Source organism: Kitasatospora sp. NPDC097643 (assembly GCF_040302625.1).
Taxonomy (GTDB): domain Bacteria; phylum Actinomycetota; class Actinomycetes; order Streptomycetales; family Streptomycetaceae; genus Kitasatospora.
Map to the genome: position 1 here is coordinate 77,664 of NZ_JBEOSA010000004.1, position 24,311 is coordinate 101,974.

At 73.4% G+C, this 24,311-nt stretch carries 18 protein-coding genes and 1 tRNA gene; 14 read left to right on the forward strand and 5 right to left on the reverse strand.

Going from position 1 to position 24,311, the window contains the following annotated elements; translation table 11 throughout:
- Nucleotides 1-40: 40 nt before the first annotated feature.
- Nucleotides 41-2,326 carry an FdhF/YdeP family oxidoreductase gene (locus ABTY15_RS04505; RefSeq protein WP_350575869.1) on the reverse strand — a complete coding sequence of 762 codons (2,286 nt, stop codon included), beginning with the start codon at nucleotides 2,324-2,326 and terminating at the stop codon, nucleotides 41-43.
- Nucleotides 2,327-2,473: 147 nt separating this feature from the next.
- On the opposite strand from ABTY15_RS04505, the gene ABTY15_RS04510 reads away from it, so the two are divergent.
- A complete protein-coding gene (locus ABTY15_RS04510) occupies nucleotides 2,474-4,339 on the forward strand; it encodes a serine/threonine-protein kinase (protein WP_350575872.1) in 1,866 nt (621 codons plus the stop codon).
- A 72-nt stretch (nucleotides 4,340-4,411) separates the two neighbouring features.
- On the opposite strand, the gene ABTY15_RS04515 is transcribed toward ABTY15_RS04510, so the two are convergent.
- Both ABTY15_RS04515 and ABTY15_RS04520 read right to left on the reverse strand, forming a co-directional pair.
- Nucleotides 4,412-6,358 carry an FAD/NAD(P)-binding protein gene (locus ABTY15_RS04515; RefSeq protein WP_350575875.1) on the reverse strand — a complete coding sequence of 649 codons (1,947 nt, stop codon included), beginning with the start codon at nucleotides 6,356-6,358 and terminating at the stop codon, nucleotides 4,412-4,414.
- Nucleotides 6,355-7,308 (reverse strand): amino acid ABC transporter permease, encoded by a 954-nt coding sequence (locus ABTY15_RS04520; RefSeq protein WP_350575879.1) that lies wholly within the window; start codon nucleotides 7,306-7,308, stop codon nucleotides 6,355-6,357. The genes ABTY15_RS04515 and ABTY15_RS04520 overlap by 4 nt, the downstream gene beginning before the upstream one ends.
- 625 nt (nucleotides 7,309-7,933) lie before the next feature.
- On the opposite strand from ABTY15_RS04520, the gene ABTY15_RS04525 reads away from it, so the two are divergent.
- The 8 genes from ABTY15_RS04525 to ABTY15_RS04560 all read left to right on the forward strand — a co-directional run bounded on the left by ABTY15_RS04525 (nucleotide 7,934) and on the right by ABTY15_RS04560 (nucleotide 15,959).
- Nucleotides 7,934-9,097: an LLM class flavin-dependent oxidoreductase gene (locus ABTY15_RS04525; RefSeq protein WP_350575881.1), complete on the forward strand. Its 1,164-nt coding sequence runs from the start codon at nucleotides 7,934-7,936 to the stop codon at nucleotides 9,095-9,097.
- A 65-nt stretch (nucleotides 9,098-9,162) separates the two neighbouring features.
- On the forward strand, nucleotides 9,163-9,618 hold the full coding sequence (locus ABTY15_RS04530; protein WP_350575883.1) for a GNAT family N-acetyltransferase: 456 nt from the start codon (nucleotides 9,163-9,165) through the stop codon (nucleotides 9,616-9,618).
- The gene (locus ABTY15_RS04535; RefSeq protein WP_350575884.1) at nucleotides 9,615-10,562 is read left to right on the forward strand and encodes an ABC transporter substrate-binding protein; all 948 of its coding nucleotides are present in this window, start codon (nucleotides 9,615-9,617) and stop codon (nucleotides 10,560-10,562) included. The genes ABTY15_RS04530 and ABTY15_RS04535 overlap by 4 nt, the downstream gene beginning before the upstream one ends.
- A gap of 28 nt (nucleotides 10,563-10,590) precedes the next feature.
- Nucleotides 10,591-11,589 (forward strand): amino acid ABC transporter permease, encoded by a 999-nt coding sequence (locus ABTY15_RS04540; RefSeq protein ID WP_350575887.1) that lies wholly within the window; start codon nucleotides 10,591-10,593, stop codon nucleotides 11,587-11,589.
- 71 nt (nucleotides 11,590-11,660) lie between these two features.
- Nucleotides 11,661-12,413 carry an amino acid ABC transporter ATP-binding protein gene (locus ABTY15_RS04545; RefSeq protein WP_350576150.1) on the forward strand — a complete coding sequence of 251 codons (753 nt, stop codon included), beginning with the start codon at nucleotides 11,661-11,663 and terminating at the stop codon, nucleotides 12,411-12,413.
- A gap of 78 nt (nucleotides 12,414-12,491) precedes the next feature.
- A complete protein-coding gene (locus ABTY15_RS04550; protein ID WP_350575889.1) occupies nucleotides 12,492-13,481 on the forward strand; it encodes an ABC transporter substrate-binding protein in 990 nt (329 codons plus the stop codon).
- A gap of 151 nt (nucleotides 13,482-13,632) precedes the next feature.
- Nucleotides 13,633-14,853 (forward strand): serine/threonine-protein kinase, encoded by a 1,221-nt coding sequence (locus tag ABTY15_RS04555; protein ID WP_350575891.1) that lies wholly within the window; start codon nucleotides 13,633-13,635, stop codon nucleotides 14,851-14,853.
- Nucleotides 14,854-15,107: 254 nt separating this feature from the next.
- Entirely contained in the window at nucleotides 15,108-15,959 is an 852-nt protein-coding gene (locus tag ABTY15_RS04560; protein WP_350575894.1) for a fumarylacetoacetate hydrolase family protein, read from the forward strand.
- A gap of 138 nt (nucleotides 15,960-16,097) precedes the next feature.
- Here the strand turns inward: ABTY15_RS04560 and ABTY15_RS04565 are convergent, their stop codons facing one another.
- Nucleotides 16,098-16,865 carry a TetR/AcrR family transcriptional regulator gene (locus tag ABTY15_RS04565; RefSeq protein ID WP_350575896.1) on the reverse strand — a complete coding sequence of 256 codons (768 nt, stop codon included), beginning with the start codon at nucleotides 16,863-16,865 and terminating at the stop codon, nucleotides 16,098-16,100.
- Nucleotides 16,866-17,052: 187 nt separating this feature from the next.
- On the opposite strand from ABTY15_RS04565, the gene ABTY15_RS04570 reads away from it, so the two are divergent.
- From ABTY15_RS04570 to ABTY15_RS04580, 3 genes are all read left to right on the forward strand, one after another.
- Nucleotides 17,053-18,759 (forward strand): DUF885 domain-containing protein, encoded by a 1,707-nt coding sequence (locus tag ABTY15_RS04570; protein WP_350575899.1) that lies wholly within the window; start codon nucleotides 17,053-17,055, stop codon nucleotides 18,757-18,759.
- A 194-nt stretch (nucleotides 18,760-18,953) separates the two neighbouring features.
- Entirely contained in the window at nucleotides 18,954-20,531 is a 1,578-nt protein-coding gene (locus ABTY15_RS04575; protein WP_350575902.1) for an MFS transporter, read from the forward strand.
- A gap of 215 nt (nucleotides 20,532-20,746) precedes the next feature.
- Nucleotides 20,747-21,739 (forward strand): trypsin-like serine peptidase, encoded by a 993-nt coding sequence (locus ABTY15_RS04580; protein WP_350575905.1) that lies wholly within the window; start codon nucleotides 20,747-20,749, stop codon nucleotides 21,737-21,739.
- A gap of 109 nt (nucleotides 21,740-21,848) precedes the next feature.
- Here ABTY15_RS04580 and ABTY15_RS04585 read toward each other — a convergent pair.
- Nucleotides 21,849-21,920 (reverse strand) — tRNA-Arg (locus tag ABTY15_RS04585).
- 189 nt (nucleotides 21,921-22,109) lie between these two features.
- Here ABTY15_RS04585 and ABTY15_RS04590 point away from each other — a divergent pair.
- Together ABTY15_RS04590 and argS are read left to right on the forward strand one after the other, a co-directional pair.
- Nucleotides 22,110-22,529, forward strand: coding sequence for a response regulator (locus tag ABTY15_RS04590; RefSeq protein WP_350576153.1), 420 nt, complete (start codon nucleotides 22,110-22,112; stop codon nucleotides 22,527-22,529).
- 84 nt (nucleotides 22,530-22,613) lie between these two features.
- The gene (gene argS / locus ABTY15_RS04595; protein WP_350575907.1) at nucleotides 22,614-24,275 is read left to right on the forward strand and encodes an arginine--tRNA ligase; all 1,662 of its coding nucleotides are present in this window, start codon (nucleotides 22,614-22,616) and stop codon (nucleotides 24,273-24,275) included.
- Nucleotides 24,276-24,311: the final 36 nt, after the last annotated feature.

Below are 24,311 nucleotides of genomic sequence, written 5' to 3' on the forward strand. Positions count from 1 at the left end.
AGGAGCGCGGGGCGGCCTCGGCCGTTCCGGGGGCGACGTCCTACGACACCGCGCCGGAGTCCGGCTCGAAGCGGACCACGATCGCCTTCGAGGTCGGCGTGTTGCTGATGTCGGCGGTGGAGTCCAGCGGCACCAGCACGTTGGTCTCCGGGTAGTACGCCGCCGCGCCGCCGCGCGCCACCGGGTAGTGGACGACCCGGAAGTGCGGGGCGCGGCGCTCCACGCCGTCCGTCCACTCGCTGACCAGGTCGACGTACCCGCCCTCGGTCAGGCCGAGTTCGGCCGCGTCGGCCGGGTTGACCAGGACCACCCGGCGGCCGCCCTTGATGCCGCGGTAGCGGTCGTCCAGGCCGTAGATCGTGGTGTTGTACTGGTCGTGCGAGCGCAGCGTCTGCAACAGCAGGCGGCCCGGCGGCACCTCGGGCGCGGTGAGCGGGTTCACCGTGAAGTTGGCCCTGCCGGTCGCGGTGGGGAAGGTCCGGGAGTCGCGCGGGCCGTGCGGCAGGGTGAAGCCGCCGGGGCGGCGGACCTTGTCGTTGAAGTCCTCGAAGCCCGGCACCACGCGGGCGATCCGGGCCCGCAGGGTGTCGTAGTCGGTGGCGAAGTCCTCCCACGGCACGGTGTCCTCGGGGCCGAGCGCGGCGCGGGCCAGCCGGCAGACGATCGCCACCTCGGAGAGCAGGCCCGGTGCGGGCGGGCGCAGGCCGCCGCGCGAGGCGTGCACCTGGCCCATCGAGTCCTCGACGCTGACGAACTGGGCGCCGGCCGCGGTGACGTCCCGGTCGGTGCGGCCCAGGGTGGGCAGGATCAGCGCGCGGGCGCCGGTGACCACGTGCGAGCGGTTGAGCTTGGTGGACACGTGCACGGTCAGCCGGCAACGGCGCATCGCGGCCTCGGTGACCTCGGTGTCCGGGGTCGCCGCGACGAAGTTGCCGCCCATCGCGAAGAACACCCCGACCCGGCCGTCCCGCATCGCGCGGATGGTGTCCACCGAGTCCAGGCCGTGCGCGCGCGGCGGCTCGAAGCCGAACTCCTTGCCCAGCGCGTCCAGGAAGGCCTTGGCGGGCCGCTCGAAGATGCCCATCGTCCGGTCGCCCTGGACGTTGCTGTGCCCGCGCACCGGGCAGACCCCGGCGCCGGGGCGGCCGACGTTGCCGCGCAGCAGCAGGAAGTTGACCACCTCGCGGATGGTCGGGACGGCGTGCTTGTGCTGGGTGAGGCCCATCGCCCAGCAGACGATGATCTTCTCGGAGGCCAGCACCAGGCGGCCCAGCTCCTCGATCTGCTCCCAGGGCAGGCCGGTCGCGGCGAGCACGTCCTCGCGGCGGGTCTCCCGGGTCTCGGCGGCGAACTCGTCGAAGCCGTGGCAGTGCTCCTCGACGAAGGCGTGGTCGACCGCGTCCTTCTCCAGGATCAGCTGGTTGAGCGCGCGGAACAGCGCGAGGTCGCCGCCGAGCCGGATCTGGAGGAACAGGTCGGTGAGCTTGGTGCCGTGGCCGACCAGCCCGCGTGCGTTCTGCGGGTTCTTGAACCGCTCCAGGCCCGCCTCCGGCAGCGGGTTGACGCTGACGACGGTGGCGCCGGCCCGCTTGGCGCGTTCCAGGGCGGACAGCATCCGCGGGTGGTTGGTGCCCGGGTTCTGGCCCGCCACGATGATCAGGTTGGCCTGGTAGAGGTCCTTCAGGCTGACGCTGCCCTTGCCGACGCCCAGCGTCTCGGTGAGCGCCGAGCCGGACGACTCGTGGCACATGTTGGAGCAGTCCGGCAGGTTGTTGGTGCCGAGCCGGCGGGCGAACAGCTGGTACGCGAAGGCGGCCTCGTTGCTGGTCCGGCCGGAGGTGTAGAAGGCGGCGCCGTCCGCGGAGTCCAGGGCCTTCAGCTCCTCGGCGATCAGCGCGAAGGCGTCGTCCCAGGAGACCGGGGTGTAGTGGGTGGCGCCCTCGTCCAGCAGCATCGGCTGGGTGAGCCGGCCCTGCTGGCCCAGCCAGTAGCCGGAGCGCTCGGCCAGCTCGGCGACCGGGTGGGCGGCGAAGAACTCGGCGCGGATCCGGCGCTCGGTCGCCTCCTCGGCGACGGCCTTGGCGCCGTTCTCGCAGAACTCGGCGGTGTGCGTCTTGTCCGGCTCCGGCCAGGCGCAGCCGGGGCAGTCGAAGCCGTTCGGCTGGTTGACCTTGAGCAGCGTGGCCAGGGTGCGTCGGGCGCCCATCTGCTCGGACGCCATCCGCAGGCTGTGGCCGACCGCGGGCAGTCCGGCGGCCGCGTGCTGGGGCGCGGACACCTCGGGGGCGTCCTGCACCGGGTCGCTCTGCGGGGCCTGCTTGGCCATGACCGCTCTCCTCGGCTTCGCTCTTCCGGGCCGTCGCACCGTCGCGGGGGCCCGGCCCCATCCTTACACCTGCCGGAAGGACGGGGGAGGGGTGGCCCGGTACGCATCGGTAGAGTGGGACGGTTGGCGGGTTGGGGAGGGGCGCGCGTGCGAGTCGGTGATGTCCTCGACGGCCGGTACGAGCTGGTGGAGAAGCTCGGCCAGGGCGGTTTCGGGGTGGTGTGGCGGTGCCTCGACACCCGGATGCGGCGGTCGGTGGCGGTCAAGGTCATCGGGCACCACGGCGGTGACCAGGCGAAGGCGGCCCTGCGGTTCGTCCGGGAGGCCTGTGCGGCCGGCAACCTGTCCCACCCGCACATCGTCACCGTGCACGACCTCGGCGAGACCGAGCTCGGCGACCAGCCGGTGACCTTCCTGGTGATGGAACTGCTCACCGGCCGCACCCTGACCCAGGTCCTGCGGGACGGCGTGCCGGAACCGGCGCTGAGCCTGCGCTGGGGGCGGCAGATCTGCGACGCGCTGGCCACGGCGCACGACGCGGGCATGGTGCACCGGGACATCAAGCCGGACAACGTCATGATCACCGAAGCCGGCCGGGTCAAGGTGCTGGACTTCGGCATCGCGCAGCTGGACATCGGCGCCGGCGGGCTGACCACCACCGGGACGATCGTCGGCAGCCCGGCGTACATGGCGCCCGAGCGCTGGACCGGCGGCCGGGTCGACGGCCGGGCGGACCTGTACGCGCTCGGCTGCGTGCTGGTCGAACTCTTCACCGGGGCACGGCCGTTCGGCGGGGACTCGACGCCGGTGCTGATGTACCAGCACCTCAACGAGCCGCCCCCGGCGCTGGATCCGGCGCAGTTCGGGCTGCCGCCGGAGGTGGCCGGGCTGGTCGCCGAGCTGCTGGCCAAGGACCCGGCGGACCGGCCGGCCGACGCGCGGACCGTCGAGCGGCGGCTCGGGGAGCTGGCCGGCTGGCGCGGGGGCGCCTCGGGCGGCACCTGGGCGGCGATGCCGACGGTGGCGGACCGGCCGGGCCCGGCGGCCCCGCCGGCTGCGCCGCCTGCCGTACCGCCGGTGGCTCCGCCTGCCGTACCGCCGGTCGCCCCGCCCGCTGCGGCGCCGGTGGCCCGGCCGGTGCCCGCAGCGGTGCCCGCGCCGACGGTCGCGCCGGTGCTGTCGCCGCTCACCACGCCCCCGGTGGTCGCCCCCTCCGTCGACGCCGTACGGGCCGGGCTGCGCCAGCGCCGGACCGCCGCGTACCGGGCGGCCACCGCCGGGGAGGCCGCGATCCAGCTCCAGACCGTGGCCCGGGAGTGCGTCGAGGCGCTCGGCGCCACCGACCGGGACACCCTCTGCACCTGGCGGGACTTCACCTTCTACCTCAGCCGGGCCGGCGACCTGGACGGTGCGATCCGGCTGCTGCTGACCCTGGTGCAGGACATGCGGTCGGCGCTCGGCCCGGCCGACCCGGACACCCTGGGCGCCCGCTACCACCTGGTGTGGTGCGTCGGCGAGAGCGGTGCGACGGTCACCGCGATCCGGATGCTCGCCGAGCTGCTGCCCGACCTGCGCGCGACCTGGGGCCCGCAGGACACCCGCGTCCTGAAGGCCCGGCACGACCTCGCCGTCCACCAGGCCAACCGCGGCGACCTCCAGGGCGCGGTGCACCGGCTGAACGCGCTGCTGCCGGAGCTCGCCCAGGCGCTGGGCGACCGGCACCCGAGCACCGTCCAGGCCTGGCAGGACCTGGCCGGCTACCAGCGGCGGCTCGCCAGCCCCGGCCACCGCCCGCCGGCCGGCCGGGCCCGGCGCGCGCGGATGAGCCCCGCGGAGGCCCTGGTGCTGGTCCGCCGGCTCAGGCTCTGGGACTTCGCCAACGACCAGGACGCCCAGGCCTGCATGGCCGCCCTGGACCGCGGCACCGGCCTGAAGGGCGTCGCCGACCTGGTCTTCGAGGCCCCCGACCACGTCTCCGACGAGGACCTGGTCGAAGAGATCTACGGCCCCTGACCGCACGCCACCCCGGACCGCACGCCACCCCGGACCCGGGGCTCCGGCGGACCCGCCCGGCCCCGCGCCGGGTCAACCCGCCGGTTCCGTCAGCTGCTCGACCAGCAGGTCGACGGTGTCGAGGTCGAGGTCGGCGGCCAGGGCGCGGAGCAGGGTGCGGGCGGCGGTGTCGTTCTGCCGGAAGGACGGGGCGTTGGTGCGCGGGCGGGCGAAGGCCGCGGCGGAGCGGTGGGTGGTGTGCGGGCCGAGGGCGGTGCGGCGCGGGTGCGGGCGGCCGTCCAGGGCGGGGTCGAGCAGGCGGCAGTCGCCGGGGGCGATGGCGACCAGGCCGGAGCGGTGGGTGAACTCCCCGTCGGCGAGCACCTCCTCGACGATCCGGCCGCCCCGGTGCAGGTCGCGCAGCACCGGGTCGAGGGTGCGGGCGAGGGCGTGCTTGGGCAGGTAGGCCTCGATCAGGGCGGTGGCGGTGACGGTGTGGCCGGGCACGGTGGCTCCGGAGGCCCGCCAGGTGCCGGTGGTCTCGTCCCGCTCGACCCGGACGTCGGCGCCGAGGAAGCGCACCACCCCGGCCGCCGAGAGGGCGAGCAGCTGGTGCAGCCGGAAGCCGGGCGGGCCGGAGGCGAGGTAGCCGAAGTAGCCGAAGAACCACTCGTCCACCTCCTCGGCGGTCGAGCGGGCGGTGAGCCGGCCGGCGGCGACCACCCGGGGCAGTTGGCCGAACAGGGAGAGCAGGGCGAGGAAGGCGCCCAGGTCGGCGCTGTGCGCGGGGTCGGCGCGGCGGTCGGCGTCGGCGGCGATGTGGGCGCGCAGGTGCTCCTGGAGCTCCTCGGCGGTGTCCAGGCGCAGGCCCGCCAGCGGGTGGTCGAGCCGCTCGAAGTCGATCCGGTCGGCCGGGTCGGGGACGGCCTCGGCGATCAGCGCGGCGAGTTCGGGGGTGTACCAGCCGTGCCGGTCGTACCGGGCCAGGAACTCCGGCCAGGGCAGCGCGGTGCGGCCGAGGTGGGCGTGGAACAGCTCGTGGTAGTGCCCGAAGGCGATCTCCTTGGCCATCAACGGCCAGAAGTCGCGCCGGAGTTCGAGTGGCCCCGCGGTGGCGAGGACGGCGTCCACGGCGGCCGCGTCGAAGTACCGGGGGAGCGGGGCGGGCGGCCCCTGGAGGCGGTAGCCGGTCTTGGAGCGGTACGGCACGCCGCGCCGGGAGCCGAGGTGCAGCACCGGTTCGCGGCCGGAGGGCAGGTAGCGCAGCCCGTCGGCGGTGGCCTCGAAGCGGCCGCCGCGCCCCTCGGTGAGCAGGGCGACCAGGTCGACGGCGGCCAGGCCGAGGCCGCGCAGCACGACGTGCTCGCCGGGGGCGATGCCGGACAGGTCGGCGTCGGCGGAGTAGGCGGGCGGGAGGTGGAAGCGGCCGTGCCGGGCGGCGAAGTCGCGGTCGGCGGCGTACCGGGGGTGCGGGGCGGAGTCGAGGTGGCCGAGGGTGAGGGCGACGTGGTCGGCGGTGAGCGTGCGGTCGGCGAGGTGGACGGTCTGCGGGCCGTCGGCCGGGCCGTCGATCCGCCGGACGGTGTCCCGGTGCACGGTGATCGTGACGTGCGGCGGCAGATCGGCGACGGCGCGGCGGAACACCCAGTCCAGGTAGGCGCTCTGGGCCCGGCGGGTGGGGAAGTCGGTGGGCGCGAGGGTGCGCAGTTCGGCCCGGACGGCCGGGTCGGCGACCTCCCGGTAGGGCGCGAACTCCTCCTGCCGGACGGCCCATTCGGCGAGCGAGGGGCCGGGGCGGACCGGTCCCTCGACGGCGGAGCGCTCGTCGGTGAACATGGTGACGTCCTCGGCCATCGAGTTCATCCGCAGCAGCGGGGACTGCTCGCGGCGCCAGACCCGGCCCGCGCCGGGCGGGTACGGGTCGACCAGGTGGATGCGCAACGGCCGGTCGGCGGGCAGGAGTTCGGCCGCGTTGGCGGCGATCCGCTCCAGCAGGCCGGTGCCCCGCGGGCCGGCGCCGACGATCACCAGCGTCGTCATGACCGCACCGCCCGGCGGTAGGCGGCGCGGGCGCGCTGGAGCGGGGTGGGCGGCAGGCCGTCCCGGCTGGTGCCCTTGGCGTAGTGCCGTTCGACGTAGTACTGGCCGATGGAGAGCACCGTGGTGACCACCAGGTACCAGAGCGTGGCGACCATCAGCATCGGGATGACCTGGTAGGACTGCAGGTAGACCAACTGCACCGAGTAGAGCAGGTCGGAGACGGCCAGCACGCTGACGATGCTGGTCCCCTTGAGCGCGCTGATCAGCATGTTCCCGGCGGTCGGCACGATCGAGCGCATCGCCTGCGGGACGACGATCCGGCGCAGTACCCGCCACCGGCCGAGCCCGAGCGCGGCGGCGGCCTCCAACTGGCCGCGGTCCACCGAGAGGATGCCGCCGCGGACGACCTCGGCGGCGTACGCGGACTCCAGCAGGGTCAGGCCGAGGACGGCGGTGAGGGTGGGGCCGACCAGGTTGACGGTCCTGACGGTGACGAACTCGGGGCCGAACGGGATGCCCAGGCCGAGGGTCGGGTAGAGCGCGCCGATGTTGAAGAAGAACAGCAGCTGCACCAGCGGCGGGGTGGACCGGAAGATCCAGATGTAACCCCAACTCAGGGTGCGCAGGACCGGGTTGGTGGAGAGCCGCATGGTGGCCAGGACGGTGCCGAACACGAAGCCGAGGGCGAGGGTGACGGCGGTGAGCCAGAGCGTCAGGGTGAGCCCGTCGAGCACCGAGCGGGCGGTGAACCAGTCGGCGACCACGCCCCATTGGAAGGCGTCGTTGCGGACGACCGAGGTGACGGCCATCGCGGCCAGCAGCAAGGCGATCGCGGCGAGGACCCACTGGCCGGGCTTGCGGCGGGGGACGATCCGGGCCTCGGGGGCGGGCGGCGGGGCGGGGTGGTCGAGTGCGGAGGGAGCGGGCAGGACGTCCTGCGGGGTGGCCATGGCGGAGGCTCCTGGCGGGAGTGCGGGCGGGAAGGGGGACGGGCGGTGGCCCCGTACGCGCGGCCCGCGTCCCTCAACACGGCCTGCGCATTGCACTGCACTCCGGGTCGATCGTACGCACGCGTGATCGACGGCTGTCAAGGGCGGTCCGACGGGTGGCCGGGGCCGTCGGAAGGGCGACAGGAGATCGCAACACTGCGGCAACGAGGGATGGTTGACGTACCGGAGTGGCGGCTGCTCAACTTGAGGCCATGTACGCCGAGCAGCCCCTGGTCACCCGCGACCACATCGACTTCGGTCGGGTGTGGTCCGCGGCGTGTCACGGCTGACCCGGCAGCGGGCCGCCCGTCCGGCCCTGATCTCCCTCGGGGAGTCCTCCCTCGGTGCCCCGTCGCGGGCCGGGACCGCCGTCCGTCGCTGACGGCACCTCAGGCGCACGCTGCCGCCGCCGCTCAACTCCGCACCGCGCTCCGGCCGTTCTCCGCCCCGGGCGGCAATCCGTCGCCGCCACCGCCACCGCCACTGTCACCCGCACGTACCCGTGTTCCCGGCCGTCCCGGCACGGCCTGCTCCGGCGTACCCACCCGCGCTCCGCCGGACTCCCGCTCACCCGAAAGGTTCCGCCATGCCCGTCGAATTCCTCGGCATCGCCGCCACCGGCGATGGTTCGGAGACCACCCCCCGCACCACGGCCGCCTTCGACCGCGACTACACCCTGCGGCTGGCCAGGGCGCACGAGGACCACGGCTGGGACCGGGTGCTCTTCGCGTACGGGGCGGGCTCGCCCGAACCGGCGGCCGCGGCCGCGTTCCTGGCCTCGAAGCTCGACCGCCTCCAGATCCTGCTGGCGCACCGGCCGAACGTCTCCTACCCGACCTTCGCCGCCAAGACCTTCGCCACCCTGGACCAGATCAGCGACGGCCGGCTGACCGTCCACTTCATCACCGGCGGCAACGACCACGAGCAGCGGCGCGAGGGCGACTTCCTGTCCAAGGACGAGCGCTACCAGCGCACCCGCGAGTACATCGGCATCGTGAAGAAGGCGTGGACCAGCCACGAGCCCTTCGACCACGAGGGCGCCCACTACCGCTTCCACGACTTCGTCTCGGACGTCTTCCCGGTCCAGCAGCCCCGCCCGGCGGTCTCCTTCGGCGGCTCCTCGGAGGCGGCGTACCGGGCCGGCGGCGCCGAGGCGGACATCTTCTGCCTGTGGGGCGAGCCGCTGGCCCGCACCGCCGAGCAGATCGAGCGGGTGAAGGAGGCGGCCCGGGCCGCCGGGCGCACCGACGTGCCGCGGATCCAGGTGGCGTTCCGGCCGATCATCGCGCCGACCGAGGAACTGGCCTGGGAGAAGGCGCACCGCACGGTCGCCGCGATCAAGGACCGCCGGGCCGCCGGGGACGGCGCCCGCCGCCGGCCGGCCGGTGACCAGCCCGAAAACACTGGCTCCCAGCGGCTGCTGGAGATCGCCGAGGCCGGCGAGCGCTACGACCGCGCGCTGTGGACCCCGACCGCGGCGGCCACCGGCGCGGCCGGCAACTCCACCGCGCTGGTCGGTACCCCGGAGACGGTCGCCGCGGCGCTGCTGGACTACTACGACCTCGGCGTGGACATCCTCTCCGCCCGCGGCTACGCGCTGGTCGACGACGCGATCGACTTCGGCCGGTACGTCATCCCGATCGTCCGCGAGGAGGTCGCCCGGCGGGACGCCGCCAAGGCCGCCGCGGCGGCGGAGGCGGCCGAGCGGGCCGAGCATGACCGGCACCAGCTGATCGCGCTCCAGGCGTGAGCGGTCCAGGCGTGAGCGGTCCGGGCACACGAGGCCGGATCGGTGCAGCCGTCGAGTTCCGCCGGGTGAGCATCGACGACCCGCTGGTCGAGCCGCTGCTGCGCGAGCTCACCCACGAGTACGTCAGCTGGTACGGGCCCGCGGCGCACCAGGAGATGACCCGCTACCCGCGGGACGCCTTCGCCGAGCCGCACGGCGTGCTGCTGCTCCTGCTGGAGGACGGCGCGCCGGTGGCCGGCGGCGCGTACAAGCGGTACGACCGGCACACCGCTGAGGTCAAGCGGATGTGGACGGACTCCGCCCACCGCCGCCGGGGCCTGGCCCGCCGGGTGCTGGCCGAGCTGGAGCGGACGGCGGCGGCCGCCGGTTACACCCGCCTGTACCTCACCACCGGCCCGCGCCAGCCCGAGGCGCGCGGCCTCTACCTGGCCACCGGCTACACCCCGCTGTTCGACCTCACCGCCGATCCGGCGGCGCTCGGCAAGCTCCCGTTCGAGAAGCACCTGAAGGGCACTCCGTGAGAACCACCACCGTCCCCCGCCGCCTGCTCGCGGCCACCGCCCTGCTGCCGGTGCTGGCGCTGGCCGCGTGCGGCTCGGATCCGAAGATCGCGGGCGCGGCGGGGGCGAGCGGGCTCGCCGCCACCGCCTCCCAGGACGTCCTGTCCGGCCTGACGAAGTCGGACGCGGCCGCCGCGCTGCTGCCCGAGGAGGTCCGTACGGCCGGCACGCTGACCTTCGGCGCGTCCTTCGGCACGCCGCCCACCGCGTTCTACGCCGACCAGGCCACCAAGAAGCCCGCCGGGATCGACGTCGACTTCACCGACGCGGTGGCGAAGCTGCTCGGCCTGACCGTGAAGCGCGAGGAGGCCGCCTTCGAGACGATCCTGCCGGCCCTGGACAGCGGCAAGTTCGACGTCGGCACCGGCAACTTCGGGGTCACCACGGCCCGGCTGAAGACCATCGACTTCGTCACCTACATCGACGACGGGCAGGGCTTCGCGGTCAAGAAGGACAACACCGCCCTCCAGCCGGTCACCGACCTGGTGCAGTTGTGCGGGCTGACCGTCGGCACCGGTGCCGGCACCACCTTCGAGACCACCCTCAACAACAGGAAGAACGTCTGCACCGACGCCGGGAAGCAGCCGTACGAGGTGAAGGCCTTCAGCGAGAGCGGCGCCCTGCTCACCGGCCTCCAGCAGGGCCGGGTGGACGTGGTGATGTCCACCATCAACGGCCTGCGCTACCAGGCCTCGCAGGAGGCCTCCGGGACGCGCTTCCTCGGCGAGTTCCACCGGCTGGACGTCGGCTTCGCCTTCAAGAAGGGCTCGAAGCTGACCCCGGCCTTCCAGGCGGCCGTCAACCAGCTGATCAAGGACGGGACGTACGAGCGGATCCTCCGGAAGTGGGGGGTCACCGACTCGGCGATCACCGAGTCGAAGATCAGCCCGCCCGAACACCCGTGAGCCCCGGGCCCGTTGGAGGAGCCACCCGATGACCGTCACGACCGAGAAACCCCCGGCGCCGCCCCTTCCCGGGGCCGGGTCCGGGCCCGGGCAGGGGCCCCGCCTCGACCTCGACGAGCTGGCCGGGCTGCGGACCGTGCGCGCCCGGCACCCCTGGCGCTGGGCCGCCGGGATCGCCGCACTCGTCGTGGTCGCCCAGTTCGCCCACGGCCTGGCCACCAACCCCGGCTGGGACTGGGCCACCTTCCGGCTGTTCTTCACCGCCGACACGATCGTCCGGGCGGTCGGCCGCACCCTGAAACTCACCGCCTACGGCACCGTGCTGGGCTTCCTGCTGGGTGCCGGGGTGGCCGCGCTGCGGCTGTCCCGCAGCGCGATCCTGCGGACCATCGCCTGGGCGTACGTCTGGGTGTTCCGCTCGATCCCGCTGATCGTCCAGCTGGTGTTCTGGTTCAACCTGTCGTACCTCTACAAGCGCTTCGGGATCGGCATCCCGTTCGGCCCGACCTTCGGGGAGGTCGACACCGTCGGCGTGCTGAGCGCGCTCGGCGCGGCGGTGCTCGGCCTCGGGCTGCACCAGGCCGCGTTCGCCGCCGAGATCATCCGCGGCGGCATCCTCGCCGTCGACCCGGGCCAGCGCGAGGCCGCCGCCGCGCTCGGCATCCCGCGTTGGCGGCAGGCCCGGCGGATCGTCCTGCCGCAGGCCATGCGCGGCATCCTGCCGGCCGCCGCCAACGAGGTGATCTCGCTGCTCAAGGGCACCTCGGTGGTCTACGTGATGGCGATCGGCGAACTCTTCTACCAAGCCCAGGTGATTTACGGCCGGACCGGCCGGGTGGTGCCGCTGCTGATGGTCGCCACCGTCTGGTACGTGCTGCTGACCACCGTGCTGTCGATCGGCCAGTACTACGTCGAACGGCACTTCGCCCGTGGCTCCCGGCGCACCCCGCCGCCCACCCCGCTCCAGCGCGCCCGGGCCTTCGTCCGGAGCCTGCCGACGGTCCGGACTTCTGGAGGACACCCGTGACCACACCGATCACACTGACCACACCGACCACGTCGACCACGCCGGGCGAGGGCGACCCGCAGAGCCCGCCGATGGTGCAGGTCCGCGGCCTGCACAAGAGCTTCGGGCAGCTCGCGGTGCTGCGCGGGGTCGACCTGGACGTCCCGGCCGGCTCGGTGACGGTGGTGCTCGGCCCGTCCGGCTCCGGCAAGTCCACCCTGCTGCGCTCGATCAACCACCTGGAGAAGCTGGACCGCGGCCACGTCGCCATCGACGGTGAGCTGATCGGCTACCGCCGCTCCGGCGACCGGCTGTACGAGCTCAGGGAACGCGAGGTGCTGCGCCAGCGCACCCACATCGGCTTCGTGTTCCAGAACTTCAACCTGTTCCCGCACCTGACCGTGCTGGAGAACCTGGTCGAGGCCCCCATCGCCGCGCTGGGCCGGCCGCGGGCCGAGGCGCGGGCGGCGGCGCTGGCCCTGCTGGCCCGGGTCGGGCTGGCCGACAAGGCCGACGCCTACCCCCGGCAGCTGTCCGGCGGCCAGCAGCAGCGGGTGGCGATCGCCCGGGCGCTGGCGCTGGAGCCCAAGGTGCTGCTGTTCGACGAGCCCACCTCGGCGCTCGACCCGGAGCTGGTCGGCGAGGTGCTGGACGTCATCAAGGACCTGGCCCGCAGCGGCACCACGATGATCGTGGTCACCCACGAGATCGGCTTCGCCCGCGAGGTCGCCGACACCGTGGTCTTCATGGACGGCGGTGTGGTGGTCGAGCAGGGGCCGCCGGCCGAGGTCCTGGACCGCCCGCGGCACGAGCGCACCCGGGCGTTCCTCGCCAAGGTGCTCTGAGCCCGCCGCACTCCCGGCCCCCCTTTCACCGAGCAACCCAGCAACCCCGAAACCGAGCAACCGAGCAGGAGTTCCGCCATGTCCCTACCCCGTCGCGCCCTCGTGACCGCCGCCGGCGCCTTCGCCGCCACCCTCGCCCTGACCGCGTGCGGCAGCGGGTCCTCGGGTGCCGCGGCGGAACTCGCCCCGGCCAAGGGCAGCACCGCGCCGAACGGCACGGTGGTGAACCTCACGCCCGACCAGAACCGGGTGACCACGCCCAAAGTGGAGGCGATCGCGGCTCTGGTCCCGGAGGAGATCAGAAAGAGAGGGACGCTGACCGTGGTCGACTCCCTCGGCACCACGCCCCCGCTGGACTTCTACGCCAACGACGACAGGACGATCATCGGCGTCGAGCCGGACCTCGCCTCGCTGATCGGCAATGTGCTCGGCCTCAAGGTCGAGTTCAACCCGGTCTCCTGGGAGAACGTCTTCGTCGGCCTGGACAGCGGCAAGTACGACGTCGGGATCTCCAACATCACCGTCACCGAGGCCCGCAAGGAGAAGTACGACTTCGCCACCTACCGGCTGGACATCCTCGGCTTCGAGGCGAAGAAGGGCAGCGGCCTCAAGGTCTCCGGCGCCAAGGACCTGGCGGGCCGGACGGTCGGCGTCACCTCCGGCACCAACCAGGAGAAGCTGCTGATCTCCTGGAGCGAGGAGAACGTGAGGAACGGCCTCAAGCCGATCGAGATCAAGTACTTCCAGGGCGCCGAGTTCTACCTGGCGCTGTCCTCCGGCCGGATCGACGCCTACGTCGGCCCCAACCCCAACCTCGCCTTCCACGCCGTGCAGACCGGCGAGACCGAGGTGGTCGGCACCTACTCGGGCGGCGGCGCGGACGTCCTCGGCAAGATCGCGACCACCACCCGGAAGGACAACGGTCTGGTCCGGGCGCTGAACGGCGCCGTGAACGAGGTGATCAGGAACGGCACGTACGGCCAGGTGCTCAAGCGCTGGGGCCTGAAGGCCGAGGCCGTCCAGACCTCCGAGGTCAACCCGCCCGGCCTGCCCAAGCCGAAGGCCTGAGGGCCCGTCCGGCCCCCGCCCGTTCGCCTGTTCACCCGCGCGCCTCCCCCCGCCGCTATGGTGGCCCCGCACGGTGACCCCGCCGACGGTGAACACCGTACGGGGGCACCGGACTTGGGCCGGGCGGCAACACGGCGGATTGGGGGAGGGCGTGCAGACGGGGCAACTGCTCGACGGCCGCTACCAGCTGGAGGAACGGCTGGGCAACGGCGGCTTCGGCGTGGTCTGGCGGGCGACCGACGTCCGGCTGCACCGGCCGGTCGCGGTCAAGGTGCTGCTGGACGAGCACGCGGGCGACCAGGAGGCGGTCGCCCGGTTCGTCCGCGAGGCCCGGACGGCGGGCGGCCTCTCCAATCCGCACATCGTGACCGTGCACGACTACGGCCGGATCGCGAGCGGGCCGGGCGAGGCCCACTACCTGGTGATGGAGCTGGTCCGCGGCCGCGCCCTGTCCGCGGTGCTCAAGGAGGGCGCCCCGGACCAGGAACTCGGGCTCAAGTGGATGCGCCAGGTGTGCAAGGCGTTGGACGCCGCGCACCGGACCGGCGTCGTGCACCGGGACATCAAGCCCGAGAACGTCATGATCGACGACGGCGGCCGGGCCAAGGTGGTGGACTTCGGCATCGCCAGGCTGCTCACCCAGTCCACCGGCCTCACCTCCAGCGGCAACGTGGTCGGCACCGTGCCCTACCTGGCCCCCGAGTGCTGGTCCGGCACCACGGTGGACAGCCGGGCCGACCTCTACGCGCTCGGCGTCATGCTGTTCGAGGTCTGCACCGGCCGGCGGCCGTTCCGCGCGGCCACGGCCCCCGAGTACATGTACAAGCACCTGGAGGAGACCCCGCCCCGGGTGCGCAGCACCGACCCGGGGCTGGCCGAGCTGATCGCCGCGCTGCTCGCCAAGCGCCCGGGGGACCGGCCCGCCAGTGCCGCCGAGGTCCTGGAGCGGCTGCGGGCGATCCGGCCCGGGATGCTCCGGCCCGACGACCCCAGCCCGGAACAGCTGCGCCGCCGGGCCGACCAGGCCTGGCAGCGCGGCGCCGACGGCTCGCCCGCCGAGGCCGTCGGCATGCTGACGACGCTCATCCCCGACCTGGCCCGGATCTGCGGCCCCGACGACCCGCGCACCCTGCGCACCTGCCACGACCTGGCCCTCTGGCTGGCCGAGGACGGCAGCCCGGGCGCGGCGGTGGCCCTGCTGCGCGAGCTGGTCGTGGCGCTGGTCGGCGAGCCGGCGGCCCGGGCCGACGTGGCGCGCGACCTCGACCGCTGGCACCGGGAGGTCTCCCGCACCGGCCCGGGCGAGCCGCGGCCGCTGACCCTCTCCGGCCTGCTCGGCGGCCCCCTCGGCAGCGGCGCGCACCGCGGCTGAGGCGTCGGCCCGGGGCCGCCCGGGCTGCTCGGGCCCGCCCGGGGCCTGCTCGGGGCCTGCTCGGGGCCCGCTCAGGGCTGTCAACCGTACGGGCCGCCGATTCCGTGCTCCGGCGGATTGGAGGAATTGATAGGAATTCGCCCATCGGGACCCTCTGGTTCAACGGCTCGGGCCGTTGATATACCTCGCTTGCATAGACCGGGAGTGGTGTGCGGCCGCCCGGTGAGCTGCGACGAAATGGTGGTGACGGATCGATGAAGCTCCTTCGCGTCGGACCCCCGGGCGCCGAGCGTCCGGTCGTACTGGGCCGGGACGGCACCGGCTACGACCTCTCCGGGCGGGCCCGGGACATCGACGGGGCCTTCCTGGCCGGGCTGGACCCCGAGGCGCTGGCCCGGGACATCGCCGCCGGCCTGCTGCCCGAGGTGGACCTCGCCGGTCAGCGGCTGGGCGCGCCGGTCGCCCGCCCGGGCAAGGTGGTCGGCATCGGGCTCAACTACCGCGACCACGCGGCCGAGGCCGGGGCGGCGATCCCGGACGAGCCGGTGATCTTCCTCAAGCCGAGCTACACCGTGGTCGGTCCGTACGACGAGGTGCTGGTGCCGCGCGGCGGCGAGAAGACCGACTACGAGGCCGAGTTGGCGATCGTGATCGGCCGCACCGCCCGCTACCTGGCGGGACACCGGGAGGCCGCGGAGGTGATCGCCGGCTACACGATCGCCAACGACGTCACCGAGCGGGCCTTCCAGTTCGAGCGCGGCGGCCAGTGGGACAAGGGCAAGTCGGCCGAGACCTTCACCCCGCTCGGCCCCTGGCTGGTCACCGCCGACGAGGTCGCCGACCCGCAGGCGCTGCCGCTGCGGCTCTGGGTCAACGGGGAGCTGCGGCAGGACGGCAGCACCGCGCAGATGATCTTCCCGGTGCTCGAACTGGTCCGCTACGCGAGCCAGTTCATGGTGCTGGAGCCGGGTGACGTGATCGTCACCGGCACCCCGGCCGGGGTCACCCTGGGCCACCCCGGTACGCCGTTCCTCATTCCGGGTGACATCGTCGAGATCGAGATCGACGGTCTCGGCCGCCAGCGCCAGGTGTTCGGCAAGGCCTGACGCCCGTCGGCCCCGACCCCGGGCACGGGGGTCGGGGGCCACCGCAGGTCAGCCCACCTCGGCGCAGGTCAGCGCGGGTCAGCGCACCAAGGCGCAGGTCAGCGCGGGTCAGCGCACCAAGGCGCAGGTCACCGCACGTCAGCGCACCTCGGCGCGGACGGTCAGCACCGCGCGCAGCCGCTCGGCCCGCGGCGCCTGCGGCCCCTCCAGCGCGAGCAGCGTGGCCAGCACCCCCGCGGTCTGCGGGTCGTGCAGCGCGGTCGCCGCCGCCATCGCCGTGAACTGGTCCACCAGCCAGTCGCGCAGCTCGTCCACCGGCAGCGTGCGCCCCTCGTCCAGCCAGCTCAGCGACGCGCCCTCGACCACCGCGATCCACGAGCGCACCAGCAGGGTCAGCCGCGGCCCGGCGTCCCGCACGCCCAGGTGGCGCAGGGTCCGCCGCAGCGCCTCCCGGCGGACGTCGTCCACGATCGCCGAGGTCCGGGCCGTCTCCACCACCGAACCGCCGCGCAGCAGCGCCGAGTACCCGGCGTCGTGCTCGGCGACGAAGGCGAAGTAGCCGTCCAGGACGGCCGCCAGCTGCTCGGACGGCGTTCCGGCGAGCGGCACCGCGAAGCGACTGGTCAGCTCGTCGGCGGCGGTGCGCAGCGCGGCCTCGTAGAGCTGTTGCTTGCCGCCCGCGAAGTAGCGGTAGACCAGAGGGCGGGAGGCCCCGGCGGCCTCGGCGACGTCGTCCAGGCTGACCTCCTCGGGCGGCCGGGAGGCGAACAGCTCCAGGGCGACCGCGATCAGCTGTTCGCGTCGCTGCTGCACCGGCAGCCGTCGGTACCCGGCGCGGCGCGGGCGGAGCTCGGGGGCGGCCGGGGTGGGGGCCGGGCCGGTTGCCGTGGTGGGGCGGGCTTCCATGCCGGTCAGCGTAATGGGCGTCGGCCTGATCGGATCCTGTCGCGCACGGGTTCCCACCGTGCGGCCGTGCGGCCCGGATCCCGCCCGGGGGCCCGACCCGGTCCCGCTCGGCGAGGAGCCGACCGGTGCATGTCACCGGTAACCGGTAAAGGCTTGCAATCGGCCCGCGTCACGAAATGATGTCCGGATGGTTGAAGAACTGATCACCTCCGACGGCACCACCCCCCGCCGTATCGCCGAGGGTTACGTCCGTGCCCTGGCCGAGCTCGACCCGCTGACCGCGGTCTACCTGGGGCTCAACCCCGAGGACGACCGGCTGCCCGACCTCTCGCCGGCCGGCGCCGATGCGGTCGCCGACCTCGGCCGCCGCACCCTGGCCGCGCTCACCGAGGCCGAGCGCGCCGGCGCCGCCGAGGACGAGGCCGAGCGGCGCTGCGCCCGCCTGCTGCGCGAGCGGCTGACCGCCGAACTGGCCGTGCACGACGCGGGGGAGAACTTCCGCGCGGTGCGCAACCTGGGCTCCCCGGTGCACCACGTCCGTGACGTCTTCACCCTGATGTCCACCGACACCGAGGCGGACTGGGCCGTGGTCGGCCGCCGGCTGGCCCGCGTGCCGCTCGCGCTGGAGCAGTTCCGGCTGACCCTGGCCGCCGGGATCGAGCGCGGTCTGCTCTCCGGCCCCCGCCAGGTGTCCACCGTGGTCGGGCAGATCGGCGAGTGGCTGGCCGGGGAGGTGCCCGGCGGATGGTTCGGCGAGTTCGTCCGGGACGCGCCCGAGGGCCTGCGCGCGGAGCTGTCCGGGCACGCCGTCGCCGCCGCCGAGGAGCTGGCCGCGCTGCGCGACTGGATGCGCGACGTCTACGGCCCGGCCGCCGCGGACACCCCGGACACCACCGGCCGGGAGCGCTACGGCCGCCTGGTCCGCTTCTGGACCGGCTCCGACCTGGACCTGGACGAGGCGTACGCGTGGGCCTGGGGGGAGTTCCACGACCTGCTCGCGCAGATGGAGTCCGAGGCCGGGAAGGTCCGCCCGGGCGCCGGTCCGATGGAGGCGATGAAGTGGCTGGAGGTCGACGGCCCGGCCGTCGAGGGCGCCGAGGCCGCCCGGGAGTACCTCCAGGGCCTGATGGACCAGGTGATCCGGGACCTCCAGGGCACCCACTTCGACCTGGCCGAGCCGGTCACCCGGGTCGAGTCGAGGATCGCCCCGCCCGGCAGCGCGGCCGCGCCGTACTACACCGCGCCCTCGCTGGACTTCAGCCGCCCCGGGCGGACCTGGCTGCCGGCCCTCGGCCGGGAGCGCTTCCCGCTCTGGGACCTGGTCTCCACCTGGTACCACGAGGGCGTCCCGGGTCACCACCTCCAGCTCGCGCAGTGGAACTACGTCGCCGACCGGCTCTCCACCTACCAGGTGAGCGTCGGCGGGGTGAGCGCCAACCTGGAGGGCTGGGCGCTGTACGCCGAGCGCCTGATGGACGAGCTCGGCTACCTGACCGACCCGGGCCACCGCCTGGGGTACCTCAACGCGCAGATGATGCGGGCGCTGCGGGTCATCGTCGACATCGGCATGCACGCGGGCCTCGACTTCCCCGCCGACTCCCCGTACCGCCCGGGTGAGCCGGTCTCCCCCGAGGCCGCCCGGGAGTTCTTCGGCCGCTACTGCGGGCTGAACGACGAGTACCTGGACAGCGAGCTGGTCCGCTACCTGGGCATGCCCGGCCAGGCGATCGGCTACAAGCTGGGCGAGCGGGCCTGGCTGCGCGGCCGGGAGGCGGCGCGGGCGGCGCACGAGGCGCGCGGTGAGGAGTTCGACCTCAAGGCATGGCACATGGCGGCGCTCTCGCAGGGCTCGCTGGGGCTGGACGACCTGGTCGCGGAGCTGTCGGCGCTGTAGGGCGGCGGCCCCGGCGCGCCCGGGAGCGGGCCGGCCGGTGGGGCCCCGGGACTCGTCCGTGAGTCCCGGGGCCCTCCTCCTTTAGTCCGACAAAGGTCGATTTGGTGAGGTTTTTCCTTGCCATCCGTCCGTGCGCGCGTTTGGCTGGAAGGCGACTGCGTGACCTCTCCGTACCACTCCGGAAGGCTCGACCAGTGTCTGCGTACACCGCCACCGGTCATGAGAACGCGGACAGCCGCCGCTGGTGGGCCCTGGCGGTCATCGCCATCGCCCAGCTCATGATCGTCCTCGACATCACCATCGTGAACATCGCACTGCCGTCGGCCCAGAAGGACCTGGGGATCTCCGACGCCGACCGACAGTGGATGATCACCGCCTACACGCTCGCCTTCGGCGGCCTGCTGCTGCTCGGCGGTCGGTTGGGCGACCTCTTCGGACGCAAACGCGTCTTCACCATCGGCCTGCTGGGCTTCGCCCTCGCCTCGGCCATCGGCGGCGCGGCCGTCTCCCCGGCCATGCTGTTCGGCGCCCGGGCCCTCCAGGGCGCGTTCGGCGCACTGCTCGCGCCCTCCGCGCTGGGTCTGCTCTCGACCACCTTCTCCGATCCCAGGGAACGCAGTACGGCCTTCGGCGTCTTCGGCGCGATCGCCGGCAGCGGCGCCGCGATCGGGTTCATCACCGGCGGCCTGCTGACCGAGTACCTGAACTGGCGTTGGTGCCTGTTCGTCAACACCCCGATCGCGATCGCCACCGCCTTCGCCGCCCGCTACGTGCTCGCCCGCGACCACGTCGCCAAGGGCCGGCGGATCAAGCTGGACCTGCCGGGGGCGCTGCTCGGTTGCACCGGTCTGCTCGCGATCGTCTTCGGCACCTCCGAGGCCGTGACCAGGGGCTGGGGCGACTGGCTGGTGCTGGGCTCGCTGGGGCTCGGCGTCCTGCTGCTGGCGACGTTCGTCCTGGTCGAGAAGCACACCGACCACGCGCTGCTGCCGCTGCACATCGTCGGCGAGCGCAACCGCGGCGGCGCCGCGCTCTCGGTCGGTCTGGCCATGGTCGGCATGTTCGGCCTGTTCCTGTTCCTGACCTACTACCTCCAGGTGATCAAGCACTTCTCGCCGGTGATGTCCGGGGTCTCGTTCCTGCCGATGACCGCCGCGATCATCACCAGTTCGACCGGCTTCGCGGCCCGGCTGATGACCAGGGTGCCGTCCCGCAACCTGATCGCGCCCGGTCTGCTGCTGGCCGCGGCCGGCATGGCCTGGCTGACCCAGATGAAGGTGGACAGCCCGTGGGCCGCCATGGTGCTGCCCGCCCAGCTGCTGCTCGGCTTCGGCATGGGCCTGGTCTTCATGCCGTCGATGAGCCTGGCCACCCTGGGGGTCGCCCCGAACGAGGCCGGGGCCGCGTCGGCCACCATCAACTCGGCCCAGCAGGTGGGCGGATCCTTCGGCACGGCGCTGCTGAACACCATCGCGGCCAGCGCCACCGCGACCTACCTGTCCACCCGGATCGCGTCCGATCCACAGGTGCAGGCACAGGGCGCGGTGCACGGCTACGCGGTCGCCACCTGGGTGGCGATGGCGGTGCTGATCCTCGCCGCACTGGTCGCGTTCCTGATGATCAACCACCGCCCGGCGCCCGGCGAGGCGACCGGCGGACCGGCCGTCCCGGCCGGGGCGGAACGCGAGGCCGCGCCCCCGGCCCAGATCGACGGGCAGCCGAGCGCCAGGGCGGGCGCCACCGCCCCGGCGGACCGGCAGCGGGCGACCTGACGACGACCGCGAGGTCCTGAGGTCAACCTCCGGCGCCTGCTCGACCCCTGGCCACCGCCAGGGTCGAGCGGGCGCCGGGGTGCTGAAACGCTTCCTCTCCGTGGGGTGAGGTTTTTCTCATCCGTCTCCCAGGCACGGGTAACGACGTTTCGAGGCAAAGACGGCATAGTCATTGACCGAACCGCGACACCGATCCCCGGGCAGGAGAGACAGGCATGGGTCAGCACCGCCGCCGTAAGCCGCGCCGCCGTCTGCTGGCCCCGACCCTGTTCACCGGGCTGTCGGCCGTCGTGGTGGCCGCCGTGGTGACCGGGACGCACGGGCTGAGCCTCTCCGACGCGACGGCCGCCGGAAAGGCCGCCCGCAGCCCCCGGACCAGCGTCGCGGGCGCCCCGGACACCCCGGCCCCCGCCGCGCCCGCACCGGTCGTCGCCCCGGACACCGAGCCGAGCCCGACCGCCGGCACGACCCCGGCCCCCGGAGCCACCGGTTCTCCCACGGCCGCACCGACCCCGTCGGCGACGACCCCCACCGCACGGCCCGGCACCTCCGGCGCCGTGCTCGGCAGCACGACCGCCGCGCCGGACAACCCCGAAGCGGCCACCGTGGGCGCGCTGTTCACCGGCGCCGTCGCCGCGGGCAACCACTTCTGCACCGCCAGCGTGCTGCACAGCGCCGCCGGCAACCTGTTGCTGACCGCCGCCCACTGCCTCACCAGCACCGACGGCGTGGTCTTCGCCCCCGGCTACCGCGACGGCACCGCCCCGTACGGCACCTGGCGGGTCACCGCGGTCCACACCACCGCCGGCTGGTCCCAGAAGGCCGACCAGGACGAGGACTTCGCGATCCTGGAGACCGCGCCCAGCAGCGGCCGGAAGGTCGAGGACGTGGTCGGCGGCAACCGCCTCGGCACCGACCGGCCCTTCGGCGACACCGTCCGCCTCTACGGCTACTCCGCCGACGCCGAGACGCTCAGCCTCTGCACCAACACCACCGACAAGCAGGGCACCTACCAGCGCGTCATCGACTGTCCCGACTACCCGGCCGGCACCAGCGGCGGCCCGTGGATCGACGCCGCCACCGGCGACGTGGTCGGCGCCATCGGCGGCTACCAGCAGGGCGGCGACTCCGACAACACGTCCTACAGCGCCTACTTCGACCACACCATCGCCGGGCTCTACGCCCAGGTGGTGGCGGCGAAGTCCTGAGCCGGCCGCGTCCCGGGCCGGCCGCCGGCGCGGCACCCCGGACATGACGAAGGCCCAGATCCGTGGATCAACTCCACTGATCTGGGCCTCAGTTGCACTTCCTGCGAAGTGCCCCCGGTAGGATTCGAACCTACGCACCCGCCTCCGGAGGGCGGTGCTCTATCCCCTGAGCTACGGGGGCCTGCCGTTTCGCCGGGGCTTGCGGCTCCGACGTGAAGAACATTACCAGGCTTCCGCCGTGGTCCGTGCACGGGTTTCGCGCGAAGGCGTCCGGAGCGGCCGCGCGGGGTGCGGCACCGCGGGGGAGCGGAAGTGTCCAAAGGCCGGACGGGGCGGCGGGGGCGCCGATACCCTCGGTGAGGTGTCGGGAGTGTCCGGGCGGGTCCTCGTGGTGGACGACAGCGAGGTGATCCGCCAGCTGATCAGGGTCAACCTGGAGCTCGAAGGCTTCGAGGTGGTGACCGCAGCCGACGGCGCCGAGTGCCTGGAGGTGGTCCGCCGGGTGCGGCCGGACGTGGTGACGCTGGACGTGATGATGCCGCGGCTGGACGGGCTGCGGACGGCCGCGCGGCTGCGCGCGGCCCCGGGGACGAGCCGGCTGCCGATCGCGATCGTGAGCGCCTGCACTCCCGCCGATCTCGACCTGGGCGAGGCGGTCGGTGTGGACGGGTACCTCGGCAAGCCCTTCGATCCGGCCGATCTGGTGGCCCTGGTGCGGCGGTTGATGCGCCTGGGCGGACAGCCGGGCGGTTTTCGCCCTGAGCGAACAGACCGGACGGATCGCGGCTGACACCCCGGCCCGGGCGCCGCACCGGCGTCTCAACGGGTAAACCGGGTGGCGGGCGGGCACCCCGTCTCGCCTACGCTTGGCGTCGTGACCCCCGCAGAGCTTTCCCAGGCAGTCCAGGCCGCAGTGAGCGCCGCCGTCGAGGCGGGCGAGCTGGCCGTCGCCGTGCCCGAGCACGTGACGATCGAGCGGCCCAAGAACAGGGACCACGGCGACTACGCGACCAACGTGGCCCTCCAGCTCGCGAAGCCGGCCGGCAAGCCGCCGCGAGCCGTCGCCGAGGTGCTGGCCGACCGCCTGCGAGGGATCACCGGCGTCGCCAAGGTCGACATCGCCGGTCCGGGCTTCCTGAACATCACCCTGGACACCGCCACCGCGGGCGCGCTGGCCCGCACCATCGTCGAGGCGGGCGAGGCCTACGGCCGCAACGAGGCGCTCAAGGGCCTCAAGATCAACCTGGAGTTCGTCTCCGCCAACCCGACCGGCCCGATCCACATCGGCGGCGTCCGCTGGGCCGCCGTCGGCGACTCGCTGGCGCGGGTGCTGCGGGCCTCCGGTGCCGACGTCACCACCGAGTACTACCTCAACGACGCCGGCGTGCAGATCACCAAGTTCGCCGCCTCGTTGCAGGCCGCCGCGAACGGCCGCGAGGTGCCCGAGGGCGGGTACGTCGGCGAGTACATCGTCGACATCGCCAAGGCCATCACCGACGCCGTCCCCGGCGTGCTCGACCTGCCCGAGGACGAGCAGCTGACGGTCTTCCGCACCGAGGGCCTCAAGCTCATGGTGGCCGAGATCAAGCGCTCGATGGACGAGTTCGGCACCCACTTCGACGTCTGGTTCTCGGAGAAGTCGCTGCACGACTCGGGCGCCGTCGAGAAGGCCATGGACCGGCTGCGCGAGCAGGGCCACGTCTTCGAGCAGGACGGCGCGGTCTTCCTGCGCACCACCGACTTCGGCGACGACAAGGACCGCGTCCTGGTCAAGGCCGACGGCGACACCACCTACTTCGCCGCCGACGCCGCGTACTACCTGTCCAAGCGGGACCGCGGCACCGAGGTCGCGCTCTACATGCTGGGCGCCGACCACCACGGCTACGTCAACCGCCTCAAGGCCATCTCGGCCTGCGCGGGCGACGACATGAACCACAACATCGAGGTGAAGATCGGCCAGTTCGTGAAGATGCTTCGCGACGGCGAAGAGGTCCGCATGTCCAAGCGGGCCGGCAACATCATCACGATCGACGACGTGGTCGAGTGGATCGGCGTGGACGCCGCCCGCTACACCCTGGCGCGGTCCTCCACGGACTCCACCATCACGCTCGACATCAACATCCTGACCAGCCAGACCAATGAGAACCGGGTCTACTACGTCCAGTACGCCCACTCGCGGATGTGCGCGGTCCAGCGCAACGCCGACGAGCACGGCATCACCCGCGGCGCGGCCGAGGACTTCAAACCGGAGCTGCTGGCCACCGAGTGGGAGTCCGACCTGCTCGGTCACCTCGGTGAGTTCCCGCGCGTGCTGGCCACGGCCGGCGAGCTGCGCGAGCCCCACCGGGTCGCCGTGTACCTGGAGGAGCTGGCGGCCAAGTACCACCGCTTCTACGACAACTGCCGCATCCTGCCGCGTGGCGACGAGGAGGTCACCGACCTCACGCGCGCCCGCCTCTGGCTGGCCGACGCCACGCGTACGGTCGTCGCCAACGGCCTCACGCTCCTGGGCGTGACGGCGCCCGAGCGGATGTAGGCACCACCCCCAAGCGCACAGCGGGGGCGGCTGACG

Excerpts from the sequence above, each read along its gene's own strand:
- ABTY15_RS04505 (WP_350575869.1), bottom strand. The coding sequence starts at position 2,326 with ATGGCCAAGCAGGCCCCGCAGAGCGACCCGGTGCAGGACGCCCCCGAG.
- ABTY15_RS04515 (WP_350575875.1), bottom strand. The coding sequence starts at position 6,358 with ATGACGACGCTGGTGATCGTCGGCGCCGGCCCGCGGGGCACCGGCCTG.
- ABTY15_RS04520 (WP_350575879.1), bottom strand. The coding sequence starts at position 7,308 with ATGGCCACCCCGCAGGACGTCCTGCCCGCTCCCTCCGCACTCGACCAC.
- ABTY15_RS04525 (WP_350575881.1), top strand. The coding sequence starts at position 7,934 with ATGCCCGTCGAATTCCTCGGCATCGCCGCCACCGGCGATGGTTCGGAG.
- ABTY15_RS04540 (WP_350575887.1), top strand. The coding sequence starts at position 10,591 with ATGACCGTCACGACCGAGAAACCCCCGGCGCCGCCCCTTCCCGGGGCC.
- ABTY15_RS04545 (WP_350576150.1), top strand. The coding sequence starts at position 11,661 with ATGGTGCAGGTCCGCGGCCTGCACAAGAGCTTCGGGCAGCTCGCGGTG.
- ABTY15_RS04550 (WP_350575889.1), top strand. The coding sequence starts at position 12,492 with ATGTCCCTACCCCGTCGCGCCCTCGTGACCGCCGCCGGCGCCTTCGCC.
- ABTY15_RS04560 (WP_350575894.1), top strand. The coding sequence starts at position 15,108 with ATGAAGCTCCTTCGCGTCGGACCCCCGGGCGCCGAGCGTCCGGTCGTA.
- ABTY15_RS04565 (WP_350575896.1), bottom strand. The coding sequence starts at position 16,865 with ATGGAAGCCCGCCCCACCACGGCAACCGGCCCGGCCCCCACCCCGGCC.
- ABTY15_RS04570 (WP_350575899.1), top strand. The coding sequence starts at position 17,053 with ATGGTTGAAGAACTGATCACCTCCGACGGCACCACCCCCCGCCGTATC.
- ABTY15_RS04580 (WP_350575905.1), top strand. The coding sequence starts at position 20,747 with ATGGGTCAGCACCGCCGCCGTAAGCCGCGCCGCCGTCTGCTGGCCCCG.